17 protein-coding genes are annotated in these 19,388 nt (G+C 70.4%); 6 read left to right on the forward strand and 11 right to left on the reverse strand.

Annotation, left to right across the window (positions count from 1 at the left end; translation table 11 throughout):
* Positions 1-73: 73 nt before the first annotated feature.
* The 10 genes from NGB36_RS20765 to NGB36_RS20810 form a co-directional block, all read right to left on the reverse strand.
* Positions 74-1,312, reverse strand: coding sequence for a tyrosine-type recombinase/integrase (locus tag NGB36_RS20765; protein WP_255921857.1), 1,239 nt, complete (start codon positions 1,310-1,312; stop codon positions 74-76).
* A gap of 86 nt (positions 1,313-1,398) precedes the next feature.
* Positions 1,399-1,638: a helix-turn-helix domain-containing protein gene (locus NGB36_RS20770; protein WP_255921858.1), complete on the reverse strand. Its 240-nt coding sequence runs from the start codon at positions 1,636-1,638 to the stop codon at positions 1,399-1,401.
* Between the two features lie 497 nt (positions 1,639-2,135).
* A complete protein-coding gene (locus tag NGB36_RS20775; RefSeq protein ID WP_255921937.1) occupies positions 2,136-3,611 on the reverse strand; it encodes an AICE element replication initiation protein in 1,476 nt (491 codons plus the stop codon).
* A gap of 2 nt (positions 3,612-3,613) precedes the next feature.
* A complete protein-coding gene (locus tag NGB36_RS20780) occupies positions 3,614-4,474 on the reverse strand; it encodes a bifunctional DNA primase/polymerase (protein WP_255921859.1) in 861 nt (286 codons plus the stop codon).
* Positions 4,475-4,561: 87 nt separating this feature from the next.
* The gene (locus tag NGB36_RS20785; protein ID WP_255921860.1) at positions 4,562-4,831 is read right to left on the reverse strand and encodes a hypothetical protein; all 270 of its coding nucleotides are present in this window, start codon (positions 4,829-4,831) and stop codon (positions 4,562-4,564) included.
* A 109-nt stretch (positions 4,832-4,940) separates the two neighbouring features.
* Positions 4,941-6,854: an FtsK/SpoIIIE domain-containing protein gene (locus tag NGB36_RS20790; RefSeq protein ID WP_255921861.1), complete on the reverse strand. Its 1,914-nt coding sequence runs from the start codon at positions 6,852-6,854 to the stop codon at positions 4,941-4,943.
* Between the two features lie 367 nt (positions 6,855-7,221).
* A complete protein-coding gene (locus NGB36_RS20795) occupies positions 7,222-7,614 on the reverse strand; it encodes a DUF6251 family protein (RefSeq protein ID WP_255921863.1) in 393 nt (130 codons plus the stop codon).
* A gap of 17 nt (positions 7,615-7,631) precedes the next feature.
* Complete coding sequence (locus tag NGB36_RS20800) at positions 7,632-7,955, reverse strand: RRQRL motif-containing zinc-binding protein (RefSeq protein WP_255921938.1); 324 nt, start codon at positions 7,953-7,955, stop codon at positions 7,632-7,634.
* Positions 7,955-8,818 (reverse strand): protein spdB, encoded by an 864-nt coding sequence (locus NGB36_RS20805; protein ID WP_308288893.1) that lies wholly within the window; start codon positions 8,816-8,818, stop codon positions 7,955-7,957. Before NGB36_RS20805 ends, NGB36_RS20800 begins: the two co-directional genes overlap by 1 nt.
* Positions 8,815-9,084 carry a DUF6284 family protein gene (locus tag NGB36_RS20810; protein WP_255921864.1) on the reverse strand — a complete coding sequence of 90 codons (270 nt, stop codon included), beginning with the start codon at positions 9,082-9,084 and terminating at the stop codon, positions 8,815-8,817. The genes NGB36_RS20805 and NGB36_RS20810 overlap by 4 nt, the downstream gene beginning before the upstream one ends.
* A gap of 842 nt (positions 9,085-9,926) precedes the next feature.
* Here NGB36_RS20810 and NGB36_RS20815 point away from each other — a divergent pair.
* Positions 9,927-10,991: an NsdA family TPR-like regulatory protein gene (locus NGB36_RS20815; protein ID WP_505016747.1), complete on the forward strand. Its 1,065-nt coding sequence runs from the start codon at positions 9,927-9,929 to the stop codon at positions 10,989-10,991.
* Here NGB36_RS20815 and NGB36_RS20820 read toward each other — a convergent pair.
* Positions 10,975-11,763 (reverse strand): NUDIX domain-containing protein, encoded by a 789-nt coding sequence (locus NGB36_RS20820; RefSeq protein ID WP_255921865.1) that lies wholly within the window; start codon positions 11,761-11,763, stop codon positions 10,975-10,977. The genes NGB36_RS20815 and NGB36_RS20820 overlap by 17 nt on opposite strands.
* A gap of 498 nt (positions 11,764-12,261) precedes the next feature.
* Between NGB36_RS20820 and NGB36_RS20825 the strand changes: the two genes are divergently transcribed.
* The 5 genes from NGB36_RS20825 to hflX all read left to right on the forward strand — a co-directional run bounded on the left by NGB36_RS20825 (position 12,262) and on the right by hflX (position 19,192).
* The gene (locus NGB36_RS20825) at positions 12,262-12,750 is read left to right on the forward strand and encodes a hypothetical protein (RefSeq protein WP_255921941.1); all 489 of its coding nucleotides are present in this window, start codon (positions 12,262-12,264) and stop codon (positions 12,748-12,750) included.
* Between the two features lie 48 nt (positions 12,751-12,798).
* A complete protein-coding gene (gene dapF / locus NGB36_RS20830; protein ID WP_269470402.1) occupies positions 12,799-13,665 on the forward strand; it encodes a diaminopimelate epimerase in 867 nt (288 codons plus the stop codon).
* A gap of 147 nt (positions 13,666-13,812) precedes the next feature.
* A complete protein-coding gene (locus tag NGB36_RS20835) occupies positions 13,813-15,948 on the forward strand; it encodes a RelA/SpoT family protein (protein ID WP_255921867.1) in 2,136 nt (711 codons plus the stop codon).
* A 78-nt stretch (positions 15,949-16,026) separates the two neighbouring features.
* The gene (locus tag NGB36_RS20840) at positions 16,027-17,511 is read left to right on the forward strand and encodes a M1 family metallopeptidase (protein ID WP_255921868.1); all 1,485 of its coding nucleotides are present in this window, start codon (positions 16,027-16,029) and stop codon (positions 17,509-17,511) included.
* 193 nt (positions 17,512-17,704) lie between these two features.
* Positions 17,705-19,192 carry a GTPase HflX gene (hflX, locus tag NGB36_RS20845; RefSeq protein WP_255921942.1) on the forward strand — a complete coding sequence of 496 codons (1,488 nt, stop codon included), beginning with the start codon at positions 17,705-17,707 and terminating at the stop codon, positions 19,190-19,192.
* The last annotated feature ends 196 nt before the right edge of the window (positions 19,193-19,388 follow it).

Below are 19,388 nucleotides of genomic sequence, written 5' to 3' on the forward strand. Positions count from 1 at the left end.
CGAAAGGCCCCTGACCAGCAGATTTCCCGCCAGTCAGGGGCCGTGCCGGGTGCTCTGGGCCGTCTCTGGGCCGTCAGCCCTGTGGATCATGGCCGTCGAATACCGCGTCAATGGCCTTACGCGTCCGCTCCTTGCTGCTGGGCATCAGGTGCGCGTACACCCGCAGCGTCATCGCCGGATCGGCATGCCCCAGGTACTCACTCACCGCTTTGATGTTCTCCCCCGCCTCCAGCAGAACGGAGGCGTAGAAGTGCCTCAGCGCGTGCATGCCATGCTCCCGTGCCGCCGCCGGGTCCTCACCCTCTTCCGGCTCCGGCAAGACCCCAGCGGCCACGAGAGCGGGCTTCCAGTAGTCCACGTTGAAGTCCTTCCGCCGGATGACCGCCCCCCGCGCCCCGGTGAAGATCAGACTGTGCGTCACCTTTGGCCCGTCGAGAGTTTTCCATGGCAGCGTGACCTTGACGGGCTTGTACTCCTTGGTGTGCATCCGGATCGCGTCGGCCACGGTCGCGGGCATCGGCACGTCGCGTTCTTTGTCGCACTTGGGCGGCGCGAACACGGGCCTCCCCCGGATGAGCTTCACCTGTCGGACCACGTGCAGCGTCCCGGCCTCGAAGCTCAGGGCATCTTCGGCCAGGCCGAAGACCTCCCCCTGCCGTAGCCCACAACCGCCAGCCGTGTCCGTGGTGGCCTGGAAGCGCCCGGGAAGCGCGGCCCGCACCGCGAAGACGCGCTCAGGCAGCCACGGCACAACGCGCCTCGCCTCCCGGGTCGGCGGCCGGACCGACGTGGCGTTGCACGGGTTGCGGCTTAGGTAACCGTCGTCCACGGCGGCCGACAGCACGGCCCGCACGGTGCCGTAGATGTGCACGGCGTACGAGCCGGGGATCCCCTCGTCCTCCAGCTCGCGCAGCCAGCCGCGGACGTGCTCGGGCTTAAACGATCCGAGGGGGCGCGATCCGATGTACGGCAAGGCATGCAGCCGCAGGTATCGCTCCGCGCTGTCCTGCGTCGACACGTCTGTGGTCTGTGCAGCGAGCCACCTTTCCGCATATTGCCGGAAGGTGGTGCGGGCGGCGCGGGGGTCGACGTACTGCCCGCGCGTCATGTCAGCCTCGACCTGCGCCAACCACTTCTCCGCGAGGCGCTTCTGCCCGTCCGGGAAGCTCTTGGACTTCTCGGTGCCGTCAGGGCCGATGTAGCGGGCGCGGTAGCGCATGCCGGTGCCGTAGCGCTCGGTCTTGACGCGGCGGGGCTTGCCGTCGGGGCCGGTCTCGGTCTTGTACCAGCGGTCTTGGATGTGGCCTGCCATACGAGGCGTTGTCCCTTCTGGACATGAGGCAGGGAGGGCCACGGCGTGGCCCTCCCTGGGGAGTTGAACTGTGCGATTGCTGACGATCAGGCGGCGTCCCGGTTGGCGCTCTTGCGTTCGGTGACGTAGGTGCGCACGTCGGCGGGGTCGTAGCGGAGGTGTTTGCCGATGCGGAAGCCGGGGGGACCGGTGCGCTTCTTGCGCCACTGGTAGACGGTCTCGATGGGTACCTCGAACATCTCGGCGATGTCGTCGGGGGTGAGGTACCGGTCGGGGAGACCGCTGCGGAGGGTGGCGCGGAGGTCGGGGTCTGTCGGCGTTGCCATAGGGACTCCAAGCGGGGAGGGCATGGCCGCGTCTGTCCGAGGTGCGGATTTCTGCGTCATTGCGTCATCAGCGTCACTTACGCGTCTGACCTGCGGTTTTGTGTGACGCAGTGGCTATGGGGTGCGTCATCGGTGCGTCACGGGTGCGTCATCGGGTGACGCAGATGACGCAGGATGACGCAGAGGCCGTCGTCTGCGTCATGCCTGTAGCCGCAGGTCAGGGGCCGTTTTTCGGCTTGCATGACGCAGATGACGCAGCGTCTTCCCTCTTAGGACAAAAGAGGGGGTGTCTGTTGTAGTTCGGTGGCGCCTCAAAGCGTGAAGAAGGAGCCGCTGCGCGGCGCGACCCTCGGCGGCGGCGTAGCCGCCGGATGAGCAATGAGGGGCCGCTTCGCGGCGCGTTCTTTGGGCGGCGCACGGCGCCGAACAGCAAGAGGAGCACGCCAGGCCGGTGGTGCTCTTCTTGCTTGTCCGGGGCGGGGCGTGCGGATCGTGGATCAGAACATCGGTTTGTGCTGGTGTGGGGGCGGGGTGGCCAGGCGGGTCATTTCGAGGTAGCGGCCCTCGCTGGTGCGGCCTGTGTCGATGAGGACACCACGGGCGGCCAGCGTCGGTTGGAGGCGCTTGAGCCGGTCGGAGAGGACTTTGCCGGTGGTCGGCCAGCCCTTGGGCAGGGGACGCAGCTCGTCGCCGCTGTAGAGGCGGCTGAGGCAGTGCAGCCACTCGGTGGAGGTCATCCGCTGCGCTGAGCCCGGCTCGATGGTGTCGGCGTGCCTGAGGACGGTCTGGGCGAGGAGATCGCCCTCGATCACGTCGTCGTTGAGGTCGTCCAGACTGGTCCGGTAGGCGGTGAGCGCCCCGAGGCCGGTTGCCGCATCGAGCTGCGCGCACAGGTGGGCGAAGTCCGCCATCCGCAGGTCGGTGGGGGTCTCGGCCTCCACCGCGCGGACCTTGACCGTGAGGTCCAGGAGCGAGCCGAGAACCACAGGCAGGACCTCCGCGTACTCCGCCCACAGTTCGGCCTCGGTGCGCCTCACGCGGGGCCGCTCCAGGCGCAGCGGCAGGAGCCGTTCGGCGAGGTCGGGCCGGATGACTCCCACGTCGATGCCGGTCAGGAGCAGGGGGCGGCGGTAGCGGGCGCGGAAGACGTCCCCGTCGGTGAACAGGGCGCGTTTGACGTTCTCGGCGCCGGTGACGATGCAGCACATGGCATCCGACAGGTCCGGGGTCATGTGGGAGAGGTTGTCTAGGGCGGTGACCCATCCGGCCGCGACCGCGGCGATCAGGTTCTCTTCGTCCTTCGGGGCGCGGCGCAGGTCGCCGCTCATGCCCTCGATGATCCGCACGAGCATCCGTCCGCCGGTGGATTTGCCCGCGCCCTGCGGCCCGGTGAGGAACGGGGCGGGGACGGGAACGGACGGCCCGAGGCAGCCGACCAGCCAGGCGATGGCCAGGCATTCGGTCTCCGCGGTTGCGAAGTTGCACAGCCGCAGCAGGAGGTCGATGCCCTTGCCGTTGGTGTCCTTGGCTGGCAGGGGCAGTTCGCCGGTGAGTTGGGTGCGCCGCCAGCAGACCTCGCGTGGGTCCGGGGTGAGCACGTCCCAGCCGGTGGGGTGGATGCGGACGGACTGCCCGTCGGTCCGGCCCAGGTCCAGCCATGTCGCCCCGTCGTATCCGGGGGCGACGCGGATGTGGACGGGCTGTACGTCCTCGGTCAGTGCGAGTGCTTCGATCAGGTCCAGCGCTTCCTTGAGTGCGGTTCCGTTGAACACGCCGAGCCCGTCCTTGAACAGGCCGACCATGAGTTCTTGGCGGTGGCTGCCCGTGGTGCCCTGGGAGCGGATCGGGCGGGCCACGGGGTGGCCGTTCTTCTGCGCGTATACGGTTCCGTCGGCGGTGCGGAAGTACCGGAAGTGCTCTTGCGCGTAGTCGGCGATGACCTCGCGGGCCGGGGTTTTCTCGTCCTCGGACATGGTCACAGTCCCAACCTGGTACGGGCGTTGGTCCACGCGTCGGTGCAGTGCCGGGGCGATTCGCCCTTGGCCTGCGCGGCGGTGAACAACCTGCTGATGTGGGCGTCGGTGAGGCAGCCGCACCGACCGTGCGTGGACAGCACGGCGAGGAACGTCCGGTAGACGGTGGCGTGGATCGCGCCGCGGGCCTGCGTGATGCGCTGCTCGGCCATGGCGATGCCACGTTCCAGGTAGGCGGGCGTGCGGTGGCGGCACTCCCCGTTCCCGGCCCATGCGGGCACGGTGGTGGCCTGCTGTGTCGGCCGGGCCGGGGTGGGCTCCTTCACGACCAGCGCGCGCACGGCGTCCGGCAGGTCGGCCAGCGTGCCGGTGCCGGGTCCGAGCCACCGTGCGTAGGACATCAGGGACTTCACGTCCACGCCGGGCCGGACGCGGTTGGAGGACTGCATGACGCCCTGGTAGAGCCAGTGCTCACCCCTGGTGGTGCGCACGATTCGGGTGGCGGGCAGGCTCGCGCGGGCCCATGCGATGGCTTCCGCGTTGTCGAGGTCGACGACGGTGAGGTCGGCGCCGCCGGGGTGGTAGGCCACCGTTGCCGCTTCGCGCCATGCCCGTGCCCATGTCGGCGAGTTGATGACGCTGGGGTCGGTGGTGGCAGCGGCCCATGCGTGGCAGGGCGCCGGGCAGGTGCAGGGGCCGGGGGTCTTCATGTTCGGCCGTCCCCCGCACGCATTGTCGGCGCAGTGGCGGCAGTTGCCGAACGGCATCTTCCCAGCTCGCAACGGCAGCACGGGCACGCCGGAGGCTGCCAGGGAGAGAGCGGTATGCAGGTGCTCTCCCGGAATGTCGGTCGGTTGGGTCATGCTGGATGTCTCCAGTTCTCTCGAAGTGCTGGGAGAGCCGGGGCGGGCCGGGATTCTTTGGCGAGAGTCGGCCCGCCCCGGGCGGGGCTATCGGTGAGTGGCCTGGCGGCGGCAGAGATCGGCCGTCCAGTCGGCGTGAAGCTGCAGCAGCTCCGGCAGGGTTACCGGGCCCGGGAGCGGGACTGTCCCCAGCTCCCGCAGGACTGCCGCCTTGAGGTACCCGGCCATCCGCTCGTCGATGTGGAGGTCGTACCGGTAGAAGCAGCTCTCCGTGTCATCGCGGGCGATGAGTGTCAGGGCAAAGCCGCTGTCAGCCGACGGGTGCAGCCGGAACATGGTGATGGTCGTTTGCGTCATTGCCGGTGATCTCCAGTTCTGTAGGAAGTGGCAGGAGTGGCGGCGGCCCCGGTTCTTGGCGGAAAGGGGGCCGCCGTCGTCGTTGATTGGGCCGGTCAGGCGAGGGTGCTCAGGCCGCCTCCCGGCCGGGCTGGAGCATGCCGTCGTCGGTCTTGCGGAGGGCTCCCGAGCCTGTGAGGGCCTTGACCTCGCGGGAGACGGTGCCCTTGTTGATTCCGGTGCGGTCGGTGATGTCCCGCAGGGTTCGGGCGCCGTCGTGGACGGCCCGCAGGACCCGGTCCCGGTTGGTCTCCGCCGCGGCCGGTGTAGGTGCGGACGCTGTGCTGTCCGTCGGGGTGGTCGGCTGCTTGACCAGGTGGAGGGTGCTCCGGGTCGGCCGGGAGGATTCGCGTTTCCAGATGGGCCGCTCGGGGAGGGCGATGACGTCGGCGGGGGAGAAGGCGCGGGTGCTGATCGGGTGGGGCTTGGCTTTCGGCCCCGAGCGCAGCATCGCCACGCCGGGCATGGGCAGTTCGTGTGCGTGCCAGCCCTTCTCGGTGGCGTCCTCTCCGAAGACCACGCGGGACTCACCCGAGGTGGATAGTGCGAGGGCGGCCCGGTAGGTGATCTGCGCGCTGATCTGCGGGTCGATACCGCCGTTGCGGTCCATGGTTGGCTTCTGCGTCGCCCAGATCAGGATGATCTCGGCCGCGCGCGCCATGCGGGCCAGGGTGCGGAAGTTCTCCATGATCCGCCCGTAGCCGACGGCGTCGGTGTCCTCGTCGCCGCTGCTCTTGCCGCGGGTGCGGGACATGGAGATGACCTCCGCTCCCTCGTCCACGAAGACGGTGATGCGGGGGTGTTCGGGGCTGATCTCGATGACGTCCCGGCCGCGGGGGACGAGCTGGAGACGGTCGTGCATCTCCTCCACCAGCTCGTCACTGACGTCCAGCACCTCATCCGGCGTGATCGCCGTGCGGGCCCGGTGCTGCCAGTTCATCGCCTCCACCCGCTTGGGGTCGATGACGACCAGGCGGTGATCGGCGGCCTCGGAGCCTTCCGCGAGCAGGGCCCTAGTCGACCAGGACTTGCCCGAACCCGAGGTGCCCGCGACCAGCATCCGCCGCCCCAACGGGACCATGACCAGCTCGCCGGTGACGGTGTCGATGCCCCACGGCGCCCCGGGCTCCCAACCGGTCAGGTCGATGCCGTCGGCCGCGCTGCGGGTCCGCAGCGTGATCGTGGCACGATCGCCGTGACTGCCGGAGGTGATCTCCATGCGCAGGTCGGTCCGCGCCCCGAGCAGGGCCCGGACCTCGTCCGCCTTCGCGCGGAACGTCTTCGGCGTCCACCGGCCGTCCAGCCGCACGTGCGAGACCAGCCCGGCCGGGGTGAGCTTGGCCGGGGTGGGCACGGTGCCCGACAGACCGCGCGCGTCGGCGTTCTGGACCCAGAACGACGGGTCCAGCCGCAGCGCGAGGCGCCGTTCCTCCGCGGTCATGCCGTCATCGAGCCGCACCGACGGCTGACGGCGCCCCAGCCACAGACCCGCGGCATGCAGGCCGATCAGCCCTGCGGACACAGAGGCTGGCCACAGCGTGAGCGTGTGCCCGGCCTCGGACATCAGCCACGTGGCCAGGCTGCTCGGCACGGTGTGCGCGGCGTGCGCCTGGACCGCGAGGGTCCGCAGTGTGGCGGGGTGGTTCTTCCGTGCTGCCTTCAGCCCGGCCCGTGCCTGGCTGTGGTGCTGCCGCGCGGCATTGTGCGCGGTGCGCGCGGCCCGGCGGGTCGCGGACAGCGGGTTGTTGGACGCCTTGCGGGCCGCGGAGCGCTGGTTGCGGGCCATCGCGGCGGTGGAGCGTGCGGAGTTGTGCTCCCGCTGGGCCGCCATGAGCGCTTTGAGGTTCTCCGGAGTCCGTAGCTGCGCCCGGCGCTCCGCTTCCCTGTCCCAGCGGGCCGCGAACGGTGCGCACATCGGCGCGAGCGCATCGAGCGCCGTGTTGGTTGTAGTGGTGGTGGTCGACCATGCTTGTTTCCAGTCCACGAAAGGGTCCTCCAAGACCGTGGATGAGGGCCGGTGCGCCGTTGCGTGGCGTCACCGGCCCGTCCGATTTGCGGTGGTTGGTGCTGTCGGTTGCGTCGACAGTGCCGGTTGATCCCCGCAACCTGCGTTTGACCTGCGCAGTTGCAGGGTTGCGCTGTTCCTGGGGGTGGGGCCCTACGCGCACGCGCGCGAGAGAGGACGGAAAACGCCGTCACACAGCGTCTTTGTGGGGCCATGGACGGCCGTTCACGGGCCCGGGGGTCTCCACCCCCATGGAAGGGGGTTCGGTCGCTCTACGGGCCGCCTGCGGGCTCCACCCCGCCCGGGACGGTGAACGGCCGTAGGCGGGGCGGTGGTTGAGGGTCTGTCAGCGGCCGCGGCGCAGGCGCTTGGCGGCGGCCTTGCCGTCGCTGCCGCCTATCGAGCGGACGACGGTGACCACGCCCCACGCCATGGCCACGGCCAGCAGGGTGAGGATGGCGAGGTCGGCGGCCATGGCGGTTAGCACGCCGACCAGTAGCGGGCCGAAGTACACACCCGCGGCCACCGCTCCGGCCCCGACGCCGGAGCCGAGCGCAATGCGCTGCACGGTACGGTCCGGCGGCGCCTGGTGGATGTGCTGCACCACCACCGCAGCCGGGGGCGTGGCCGGGCCTTGGAGCGCCGCCGTGGGGGTGGTGGTGTCGGGGGTGTCGTTGTAGACGAACCGGCCGTCCGGGAGGCGGACGATGCCGGGAACGGGAAGGTGTTCGGACTCCACCGGGGACCTCCCTTGGGTCAGTTGGCATCGGCGCAGGGCACACATCCGCCGAGGTGGGCGGGTATGACGTATCCGGCATCGCGTCGGCACAGGGGGCAGATGCGGCGGGCGGCGTTGGCTTTGGCCAGAGCCGCCCACCTGGCCTCGGTCATGGGCCGGACCGGTTTGGCGAGGTCGACCCGGTAGAGGTAGGCGACCAGCGGGCCACGGCGGCGGCGCGGCCGTTCGAGTTGAGCGGCCACGTCCTGACCACCGGGGCGCAGACCTTGGGCCCGCAGTTGTCGGCGGGTGGCGTAGCCGCCCGGGGCCAGGTGCCACTGGAACACCGGCAGTGTGGCCATCACGCGGCCACGCGCTTCCATGCGGCCCGCAGGCGGACCTCGGATGCGGAGTGACCGGCCGCCCGGAAGCGGATGGCCATCTCGCGGTAGGACAGAGCAGGGACCTCGCTGTGACGGATCTCGTCGACCAGCGCGTCAAGGGCCTCGTCGGTGAGGGCGGGACCTGCCTCCAGCGTGAGCCCGGTTACCGGCTCGGTGGGGCCCCAGACAGGGAGCTCCCAGCGGGGCGTGACGCCGGGCGTGACGCGACTGGTCACGCTGGTCAGCGCCCTGCCGGTGTCCTCACCGGCCCGGGCCGTCTCCAGCGTCGCCCATGCCCGCGACAGGGTCTGAGCGGTCTTCGCCTGGACGCGTGCGACGCGGGCGCCAGCCTGCGTCACGGCCGTCAGCCGGGTCTCCTCCGTAGCCGCTTCGGCGCGCAGCCGTGCGCGGGCCACGGCCGCTTCGTCGCGGGCCTCTTGCTGGATCCCCCGGATCGCACCGAGTGCCGTCGCGGTGAGCGCGGTCCGCTCCCACAACCCGTGCACCAGCCACAGCGCCTTGGCCGCGATCGGCAGCCAGGCCACGGCCAGCCACGCGCCCGCAGACTGTTCGGCGGTGAGGGCGTGCGCGACCAGGACGCCCGCGGCGATCAGGCCGAAGCACCAGCCGACGGCGGTGACCGCGCGGCTGTGGTCGCCCTGCGCGGCCAGGCGGCGTTCGTAGGCGAGGGTGGCCAGCCATCCCCCGTCGATCCCGAGACCGACGACCAGGGCGACGGGCCACGGCATCGCCGTGCCCAGCCACATCACGACCACGGCCAGGGTGAGAACCATGGACACCGCCGTCATCGCGACGGCGGGCAGTACGGTCTTGGCCTTCACGCCGCACCACCCGGCACCCTCACATCGGCCGTGCGGTTGACCAGGTTCCGCCGGGCGGCCAGTACCCGGCGGTGGGCCCGGCGGATCCGCCGCGCGTCCATCTCGTTCGGCGTGCGGTCCATGGCGATGATCTGCGCGTCCAACAGGTCGACCTCCGCCAGGATCAGCGGAGACTCCAGCTCGATCGCGTCCAGCTCCGCGGCCGTCGGCTCGCGGTCGTACTCGTCGGCGGTAACAATCGCCTGACGTGCACCGATGTGCTCCATGGGTCGTTTTCTCCTCAGTAGTGGAACGGCCCGACAGCGCCCCCGGAGTAGCCGCTCCGGGGGCGCGCGCCGTTGGGGTGAACAGCCACGAGCGATGCGTGGCACGGCCGCCGAATAGCAACCGCAGTGCCCCGGCTGGGAGTCGAACCCGGCCTACGACCATCGGGGCGATTGCTGCTCCTCACCCACAGCGGATGAGGGGTTGTCAGAGTGGGGTCGGCATGAGCCGATCCGGTGCCCGTCACGGGCGGAAGGTGCGTTGGATCTACGTTCAGGCCGCGCCTAGACGACTGATCCCGTGACGCATCACGGGGCGCGGCGGCGCGGACAAGGACCTAAAGGCCCGCGTGAGCAGGCAGTTCGACCTAGCCAGGGACCTACCTGGGGGTCAACCGGGCCGGATTACGGACATCCCGGCTTCAGTCCTTGCATCAACTGTTCAGTTCTCAAGGAACAGCCGCTCCCTTCGAGCCCCTCGCGAGGGCCCTCCGGGCGTCGTCCCGCACACCGCGAACCGGAGCCAGCTCCGAAATCTGGTGCGCACCAGTAGAGTGCATCTGGTGCGCACCAGAGTCAAGCTGGTTCGCCGACTTGAGTGGTGGTCACCCCTCGCGGTGCACTTCAAGGAGACCTCCCGGAAGGGGGGTCGCGGCAGCCAACAAGCCCTCATAAACGGCTAGTTAGGGTTGGTGTTAACCCCTTTTGACCTGCGGCGATGTAAGGCACCATGGGTTGGTAGCGATCGGACCCAACGCCGAACGGGGTGCCCAGTGAGCGCAGAATCAGGACTACGAACCGCGCGGACGGCGCGCGGCTGGTCGCAGGAGCGCCTCATCCGCGAGATCGAGCAGCACGCCCGACGGAACCTCACCGACGTTGCCTCAACCGCGAGCCTGCGGGTGTACGTGTCCGAGTGGGAGAACGGACGGCGCCCGATCTCGGACCGCTATGCAGCGATCCTGCGCAACCTCCTCGGCGTCACTGACGCCGAACTGAGGGGGGCCACCCGGAAGTCGGCGCTCCCAGTGGCCGACGGCTACGACGACTTGCTGAGCCGGATCGATTCCGCCAGCAGCGTCAGCGTGTCCATGGTGAAGACTTTCAACGATCAGACGGAACTACTGCGCACCATGGACCGGCAGATGGGTGCCGCGAGTCTCGTCGACCAGATGACGGGTCACCTCACCGCTCTTGAGGATGCGCTGAACTTCGCCGTGTTGCCCGCCGCGCGCCGCCCCATCGCGCTCGCCCTCGCTGGGGCGTCCACCCTCGCCGCGTGGCAGGCGATCGATTCTGGGGCGGTCGAACGTGCCTGGCGACACTATGAGTTGGCGAAGCGAGCCGCACGCGACGCGGAAGCACCGATGTACCTTGCCCACGCCATGGGCGAACAGGCGTACGTGCTCTGTGACGCCGGTCGGCCTGCGCTCGCCGTCGACTTGGTGCGCGACGCTCAGAGTAGCCTCGGCCAGTCGGGCTCCCCCCGACTCCGGGCATGGCTGCACGCAGCAGAAGCGGAGGTGTGCGCGCACGCTGGGATGGTGGACGACTCCAAACGTGCGCTGGATGCGGCCATGGACGCGATTCCGCCGGGCCTCGAAGACCGGGACCCGGACATGCTCAGCATCTTTCTGAACGGGTCCCACCTCGCCCGGTGGCGCGGCAACGTTCTCGGCCTACTCGGCGAGGACGAAGCCGTAACCAGCCTCTACGGTGCCCTCGAAATGATGGACCCGACATTCGTGCGGGCACGGGCGGGAGTCCACACGGATCTGGCCCAAGCGCACCTTGCCCGTACCGAGTACGACGACGCGAACACCCATCTCCGACAGGCCCGGCTGTTGGCAAGCCGCACCGGTTCGGTGCGGCAGCGACGTCGCGTCGACCTGCTTAGTGAGCGGCTGTGACGCCCTGCTTGCCCCGGGTCGCCAGGATGTGAAGCAGCGCGACCAGGGTTCCGGAACCGAGCAGCTCACCCCGGGCCAAGAGTCCCGGAATGTCGGTGAGGGGTACCCACTCGATGTGTCCAGCCTCTTCCAGGTCGGTCGGCTCACCGACCTTCTCGGCGCCGTGGGCTACGAAGATGTCGTGCGGCGAGTCCACCATGCCGACCATGGGTTGGTAGGTGACGAGGTGCTCAACGCGATTCGGGCGCCACCCCGTCTCCTCCACGACTTCCCGCAGCGCGGTTTCCGCCGGCGCCTCCCCCTCGTCGACGATGCCGCCGGGCAACTCCCACCCGAACCGCTGAGGCACGAACCGGTACCGCCACATCATGAGTACGCGGTCCTGGTCGTCGATAACGGCCGTGACGGCGACGTGGTGAAGTTTCACGACGTGGTGTTCGAACCGCTTCACACCAGGCGGTTCGACGTCCCACAGTTGCAGCTTGACCCATCGGTTGTCGTAGAGGTCGCGCTCACCGTGGATGCGCCACGGCTCCAACCCTCCGGGCGCCTTGACGCTCACCGCACCCGGGACCCTGTACGAACTCCGGCCCCGGACTTCCAGGGCGCCCTCCGTCACGAGACGGGCAAGAACCTGGCGGAGAGCCGTCCGGCCGATCTCCAGTTCCTCGGTCAGGGTGCGTTCAGAAGGAAACTTCTCGCCCGGGGCATACGCGCCCTTGGCGAGCCGTTCACGAAGCGTCTCGTAGACCTTGGTCGTCTTCGGTCCCATCCGCGGAGCACTCCCCATTGTGAGGTGGTGCGTACCAGCGTAGCGGGGAACAGGCATGCTACCTCCGGGTCGTATACCGGGCGATTTTCAAGATCAAGACGAGATGTGGACGGGGAAGATGTGGACGGGGAAGGCGAGCGCTCGACCGACAGGGCGGCGCAGGCTCGTAGGCGCTGTAGCGCGCCCCGGGTACCGACGGCCCTTCTCGCGGGCCGGTGCATCCTGAACTGCGGAAATGCAGACACCTCCGGGCCGTCTGTGGGCCGTGCGAGGCTGGCCAATGACGACCAACAACGACGGGTAACGACCGTGCCGGGACTCTCGCGGGGCACGTCAGCGCCTTTTTCCCCTCATCCGTCGAACGACCGGTCACAGCCTGATCACGTGATGGCCACGGGACGCCTCGGCGGGGGCTGACGGCCCTTCCGACATGCCATCATCGATCGTCGGGCCGGGGAGGCTCGTGATTTCCGGACCAGGGTGGGAGGGCGCGTGGCAATGGAAGCCGGCCACCGCGACCGATCACGGCCGGAAACGGATGCGCACGAGGACGACCACCATCTCGGGGGTTTCGCGGACCCCGGCGAGCTCGACGGGCCGCTCGATCCGGAGGCGGACGCCGGTCCGGGCGAGCCGGACGACGGCGAGCAGTCCTTCCGGGAGTTGCGCCCGCAGCTGAGGCTGCGCATCTGGCAAATCGTTCCCATCGTGGCGCTCGGCGCCCTCGGCTCGCTGATGTTCGCCTTCCCCCTCGCCTTCGAGTTCGGCGGCGACGGGGGACCTGTCGTGGCCATGCTCGGTCTTCTGCTCAGCTGCTGCGCCGCGGGGTGGGGGATCATGGCCGCCCGCCGCGTCGGCTACACCTGGCCCGGGCTGCCGGTCCGCGGCTCCGGCCGCCGCCCCGACTGGCGCGTCGTCGCCGCGTACGTGGCGTTCGCGGCGCTGGTCGGGGTGCTCGCCGTGGTGCGGGTGGCCCGGCTGCGCTGACGCGCACCCCGTACGATCGATGGCGTGAACACGCGCGCACCACAGGGCATGGCCTTCCTCAAGGGCCACGGCACCGAGAACGACTTCGTGATCGTCCCCGACCCGGACGGTCGCATCGAGCTGTCCCCGGCCGCCGTCGCCCGGCTGTGCGACCGCCGCGCCGGCATCGGCGCCGACGGCGTGCTGCGCGTCGTACGGTCCGCCGCGCACCCGGAGGCCGCCGCCATGGCAGCCGAGGCCGAGTGGTTCATGGACTACCGCAATGCCGACGGCAGCATCGCCGAGATGTGCGGCAACGGAGTGCGGGTCTTCGCCCGCTATCTGCAGCGCGCCGGGCTGGTGGGGGAGGGGGACGTCCCCGTCGCCACCCGGGCCGGTATCCGACGCACCCACATCGCCAAGGCCTCGCCCGACGGCACGCCCGGCGATATCACCGTCGATATGGGGCCTGCAGCCCTCCCCGAGGGCGCGGTCACCGTCACCATCGGTGAGCGCAGCTGGCCTGCCCGCAACGTCAACATGGGCAATCCGCACGCCGTCGCCTTCGTCGACGACCTGGCGCAGGCCGGCGCGCTCCTCGATGCGCCCGGCGTGAGCCCTGCCGCCGCCTACCCGGACGGCACCAACGTCGAGTTCGTCGTCGACCGCGGACCGCGCCATGTGGCGCTGCGGGTGCACGAGCGCGGCTCGGGCGAGACCCGCTCCTGCGGCACGGGCGCATGCGCCGTCATGGTCGCCGCGGTGCGGCGCGACGGGGCGGATCCAGCGGTCACCGGACGCCCCGTCACCTACACCGTCGACGTGCCCGGCGGACGGCTCGTCATCACCGAACGCACCGACGGCTCCATCGAGATGGGCGGCCCTGCGGTGATTGTCGCCGAGGGCGTCATCGACCCGGAATGGCTTCGTGCGTAGAGCCGACAGTCGTGTGCGCGTTCCCTCTAACGGGTGATCCGGATCACGCTGGGCGAGAGCCCGACAGCACCGCGTGGTGGGCCCGGTAGCATCAAGCACCGGCGCGGCATCCAGCTCGCCGCCGGTGAACGCTGCCGGAGGTGCCCGATGAGCGCAGACAACGCGGTGCATGCCGCCCACGGCGGGAACGAGCGCAGGCGTGGCCTGTCCCGCCTCGACCTCCGCAGGCTGGGACGCGCCGCGTTGCTGACCACCGGAGGCGGCCGCGACCGGCTCCCCGACGCCATCGAGCACATCGCCAAGGTGCACCGCGGCCACCACCCGCGCGCCGATCTCGAGGCCCTGCGCCGCGCCTATGTGCTCGCCGAGTCCTCGCACCGCGGGCAGATGCGCAAGAGCGGCGAGCCGTACATCACCCATCCGCTCGCGGTGACCCTGATCCTCGCCGAACTCGGCGCCGAGACCACGACCTTGACGGCGTCTTTGCTGCACGACACTGTCGAGGACACCGATGTGACGCTCGACCAGGTGCGCGAGGAGTTCGGCGAGGAGGTCTGCTATCTCGTCGACGGTGTCACCAAGTTGGAGAAGGTCGACTACGGAGCGGCTGCCGAGCCCGAGACGTTCCGCAAGATGCTCGTCGCCACGGGCAACGATGTCCGCGTCATGTCGATCAAACTGGCCGACCGGCTGCACAACATGCGCACCCTCGGTGTGATGCGCCCGGACAAGCAGCAGCGGATCGCCCGCGTCACCCGCGACGTGCTCATCCCGCTGGCCGAGCGGCTCGGGGTCCAGGCGCTCAAGACCGAGCTGGAGGACCTGGTCTTCGAAATCCTGCACCCCGAGGAGTACGCCGGCGCACGGGAGTTGATCCTGGCCCACGCCGCGCTCCCCGACCCGCTCGCCACGACCGCCGACGCGGTACGGACGGTGCTGCGCGACGCGGGGCTCGATGCGGAGGTCGGCATCCGCTCACGGCATGTGCTCTCCGTCCACCGGCTGCGTCTCAAACGCGGCGGGGAACTCGGCGGCAACGACTTCGGCCGGCTCCTCGTCCTGGTGGCGGAGGACGCCGACTGCTATGCCGTCCTCGGTGAACTGCACACCTGTTTCACGCCGGTGATCTCCGAGTTCAAGGACTTCATCGCGGCGCCGAAGTTCAACCTCTACCAGTCGCTGCACACCGCGATCGCCGACGCCGACGGTGCGATCACCGAGGTCCTGGTCCGCACCCGGCGGATGCACCGGGTCGCCGAGGCCGGCGTCGTCGCCCTCGGCAACCCTTACGCCACGGCCACCGACACCGACCGGGACGCCCCGGACGACGCCGACCGCGACGGCGAGCGCACCGACCCGACCCGTCCCGGCTGGCTCTCCCGCCTCCTCGAATGGCAGCGCGACGCCTCCGACCCCGACACCTTCTGGACGGCGCTGCGCGACGAACTCGCCCAGGACCGGGAGATCACCGTCTTCTCCGCCGACGGCGGCACCATCGGACTGCCCGCCGGCGCCACCTGCGTCGACGCCGCCTATGTGCTGCGCGCAGAGGAAGGCCACGCATGCGTGGGCGCCCGCGTCAACAGCCGGCTGGCCTCGATGGGCACCGTGCTGCAGGACGGGGACACCCTGCAGCTGCTCACCGCCACCGGCGAGGGCTCGGGACCGTCGCCCGAATGGCTCGACCACGCCCGTACACCGGCCGCACGCATCGCGATCACCCGCTGGCTCGCCGCCCACCCCGCGCGAGGGGACGACGAGCCGCAGGCACCCGCCGTCCGGCCCGCTCCCGCGCACGACGCGTCGCCCGCTGCCGAGCCCGTCGCCGTCACGGACCTGCCGGGCGCGGCGGTGCGGCTCGCACGCTGTTGCACTCCGGTACCGCCGGACGCCGTCACCGGCTTCCTCATCCGCGGCGGCACCGTCGCCGTGCACCGCGCCGAGTGTCCCGTCGTCGCCCGTATGACCTCGTCAGGACGCGCCAAGCAGGTCGTACGGTGGCGGACCGGCGTCTCCTCGGCCGGCTATCGCGTCACGGTTCGCGCTGAGGCGCTCGGCCGCCCCCATCTGCTCGCCGACCTCACCGAGGCGATCTCCGCGGAGGGCGTCGGCATCCTCGCCGCAGCCGTCGAGCCCCCGCAGGAGCAACGCGTCCGCCACACCTACACCGTCGAACTCGCCGAGGCGGGCGCACTGCCCGACCTGATGCGCGCGATGCGCCGCGTCCCCGGCGTGTACGACGTCTACCGCACCCACTATCCCGTCGCCACCGCCTCCGGCTGACGCAGGGAGTGTCCTCGATCGAGTGGGACGAAGCCGCGCCGCCGACGCGCGGGCGCGGCGCGCTGATAGCGGTGGTCCATGATCGGATCACCTGCCCGGCGCGCCCTCGCGGCCGCCGCAGCCGTCCTCACCCTCACCGCCGCGCAGCTGAGCGGCAGCCCGGCCGGCCTCGGCGACCGGCTCTATCCCACGCTCGGCAATCCCGGCTACCGCGTCAGCGCGTACGACATCTCGCTGGACTACCACGCCAACAACCGGCCGCTCGACGCCGTCACACGCATCGACGGCCATGCCACCGCCGACCTGGCCGGCTTCACCCTGGACTTCGCCCACGGCGTCGTACGCTCGGTCACCGTCAACGGGCTGCCCGCCCGCTTCGGCTTCCGCGCGGAAAAGCTCCTGATCGCCCCGGCGCACCCGATCGCGCGCGGCTCCGCGCTGCGCATCGTCGTCACCCACACCAGCGACCCGAACGGTGAGGACGCCACCGAGGGCGGCTGGATCCGCACCCCGGACGGGCTCGCCATGGCCGATCAGGCCGATGCCGCCCACCGCGTCTTCCCCTGCAACGACCACCCCTCCGACAAGGCCTGGTTCACCTTTCGGATCATCACGCCCAGGGGCGTGATCGCGGTCGCCAACGGCCTGCCCTCCTCCGCCCCCCGCTCCGACGGGCAGGACACCGTCTGGACGTACCGCACCGCGCACCCGATGGCCACCGAGCTCGCCCAGGTCTCCATCGGCCGCTCCGCAGTCGTGCGCGGCACCGGACCCGACGGCCTGCCGCTGCGCGACGTCGTGGGTGCAGGCGACCGCGCCCGCCTCGCCGCCCGGCTCGCCATGATCCCCGGCCAGATCGCGTGGATGGAACGGCAGGTCGGCCCGTATCCCTTCGAGACGTACGGCATCCTCAGCGTCAACACGAGCACGGGCTTCGAGCTGGAGACCCAGACCCTCTCGCTCTTCGAGAGACGCCTGCTGCTCGCCCCCACCGCCCTCGCGGCGCCCTACATGCTGCACGAGCTCTCCCATCAGTGGTTCGGCGACAGCGTCACCCCCGCCACCTGGTCCGACCTGTGGCTCAACGAGGGGCACGCCACCTGGTACGAGTGGCGGTACCGCGGAGAGATGAAGTACGGGCCGAGCCTCGACGCGCAGGCACGCGCCGCCTACGCCGCCGACAACGCCGCCCGGACCGACGACGGCCCGCCCGCACGCCCGGCCTCCCCGTCCCCCGGCAAGCTCGGCATCTTCCGGAACAACGTCTACGGCAGCGGCGCACTCGTCCTCTACGCCCTGCGCCAGGAGATCGGGGACCGCGTCTTCCGCCGCCTGGAGCGGGCCTGGGTCACCCGCTACCGCGACGGCAACGCCTCCACCGCCGACTTCATCGCCCTCGCCTCCCAGACGGCAGGGCGCGACCTGTCCGGATTCCTGCGGCCCTGGCTCTACGGAGCCACCACGCCGCCGATGCCCGGCCGCCCCGACTGGCGGCCCGGCCCGCTCGCCGTACCGTCCGCGAGGATTGCGCGGCAGCCGGACAGGCCGCTGAAACCGGCGTGACGCGGGCGCCTGAGCGTGCGACCATCGTGCGCGGGCAGCCGACGGCGGCGCCCAGGGGAATCCTCCGGGCCCGCCCGGCGTTCTTCCCACTGTGACAGTAGCCGCCGGCGCGGCGGGCGGAAGGCCCGGCCGGCCGCGCACAACACCCTCGACGCTAAGGAACCCATTGACCCACTCCGCTTCTTCGTCCTTCATCACCGACCCGTCCGCCGCCTCGGCGCGTCGACGCCTGGAGAGCCTGAGGGCCGGTGCTCTGATGGAACAGGACGTCGCGTGGAGCCACGAGATCGACGGGGAGCGCGACGGCGACCAGCTCGAGCGCTCCGACCGGGCGTCGCTGCGCCGCGTCGCGGGGCTGTCCACCGAGCTCCAGGACATCACCGAGGTCGAATACCGGCAGCTGCGCCTGGAGCGCGTCGTCCTTGTCGGCGTGTGGACGGACGGCACGGTCGAGGACGCGGAGAACTCCCTCGCGGAGCTCGCCGCACTCGCCGAGACCGCGGGGGCCCTCGTCCTCGACGGCGTGATCCAGCGCCGCGACAAGCCCGACCCCGCGACCTACATCGGTTCAGGCAAGGCCCACGAGCTGCGTGACATCGTCCTGGACAGCGGCGCCGACACCGTGGTCTGCGACGGTGAGCTCAGCCCCGGCCAGCTGATCCACCTCGAGGACGTCGTCAAGGTCAAGGTCGTCGACCGCACCGCGCTGATCCTCGACATCTTCGCCCAGCACGCCAAGTCCAGGGAGGGCAAGGCCCAGGTCTCGCTCGCGCAGATGCAGTACATGCTGCCCAGGCTGCGCGGCTGGGGCCAGTCGCTCTCCCGGCAGATGGGTGGTGGCGGCTCCGGCTCGTCCGGCGGCGGCATGGCCACCCGTGGCCCCGGTGAAACCAAGATCGAGACCGACCGGCGCCGCATCCGCGAGAAGATGGCGAAGATGCGCCGGGAGATCAAGGAGATGAAGACCAGCCGTGACCTGAAGCGCCAGGAGCGCAAGCGCCACCAGGTCCCGTCGGTCGCCATCGCCGGATACACCAACGCCGGCAAGTCCTCGCTGCTCAACAGGCTCACGGGCGCGGGCGTGCTGGTGGAGAACGCGCTGTTCGCCACCCTCGACCCGACCGTGCGCCGCGCCGAGACGCCCAGCGGCCGGCTGTACACGCTCGCCGACACCGTCGGTTTTGTGCGGCATCTGCCGCACCACCTGGTCGAGGCGTTCCGCTCCACGATGGAGGAGGTCGCCGACGCCGAGCTGATCCTGCACGTCGTCGACGGCTCTCACCCGGTGCCGGAGGAGCAGCTCGCCGCGGTGCGTGAGGTGTTCCGTGAGGTGGGCGCGACCGACGTGCCCGAGATCGTGGTGATCAACAAGGCGGACGCCGCCGATCCGCTCGTCCTGCAGCGGCTGTTGCGCGACGAGAAGCACGCGATCGCGGTCTCGGCACGCACCGGCAAGGGCATCACCGAACTGCGGGAGCTCATCGACGACGAACTGCCGCGCCCCGCGGTGGAGATCGAGGCGCTGGTGCCCTACACCCACGGCGCACTGGTCTCGCGTGTGCACGCATCCGGTGAGGTGCTCTCCGAGGACCACACCGGCGAGGGCACGCTGCTCAAGGCGCGCGTCCACGACGAACTGGCGGCGGAGCTCGCGCCGTACGCCCTCGCCGCGCAGCGCTGACGCATCACTAAGGCGGTCCGCCCCTCGGCGAAGGGGCGGACCGCTCTTGTGTTGCGCGCCGCTGCCGCTACCGCTGCCGGGCGGCGAACCTGGCGCTGACGAACTGGTAGACGCTCTGCGCCTTCGAGCCGAGGTGCGGTCCCGCAAGCCAGGTGTTGCGCCGGCCGGGCCGATCGAGGTGTTGGACACCAACGCC

It is taken from the genome of Streptomyces humicola (genome assembly GCF_024436035.1).
In the GTDB taxonomy this organism is placed as follows: domain Bacteria; phylum Actinomycetota; class Actinomycetes; order Streptomycetales; family Streptomycetaceae; genus Streptantibioticus_B; species Streptantibioticus_B humicola.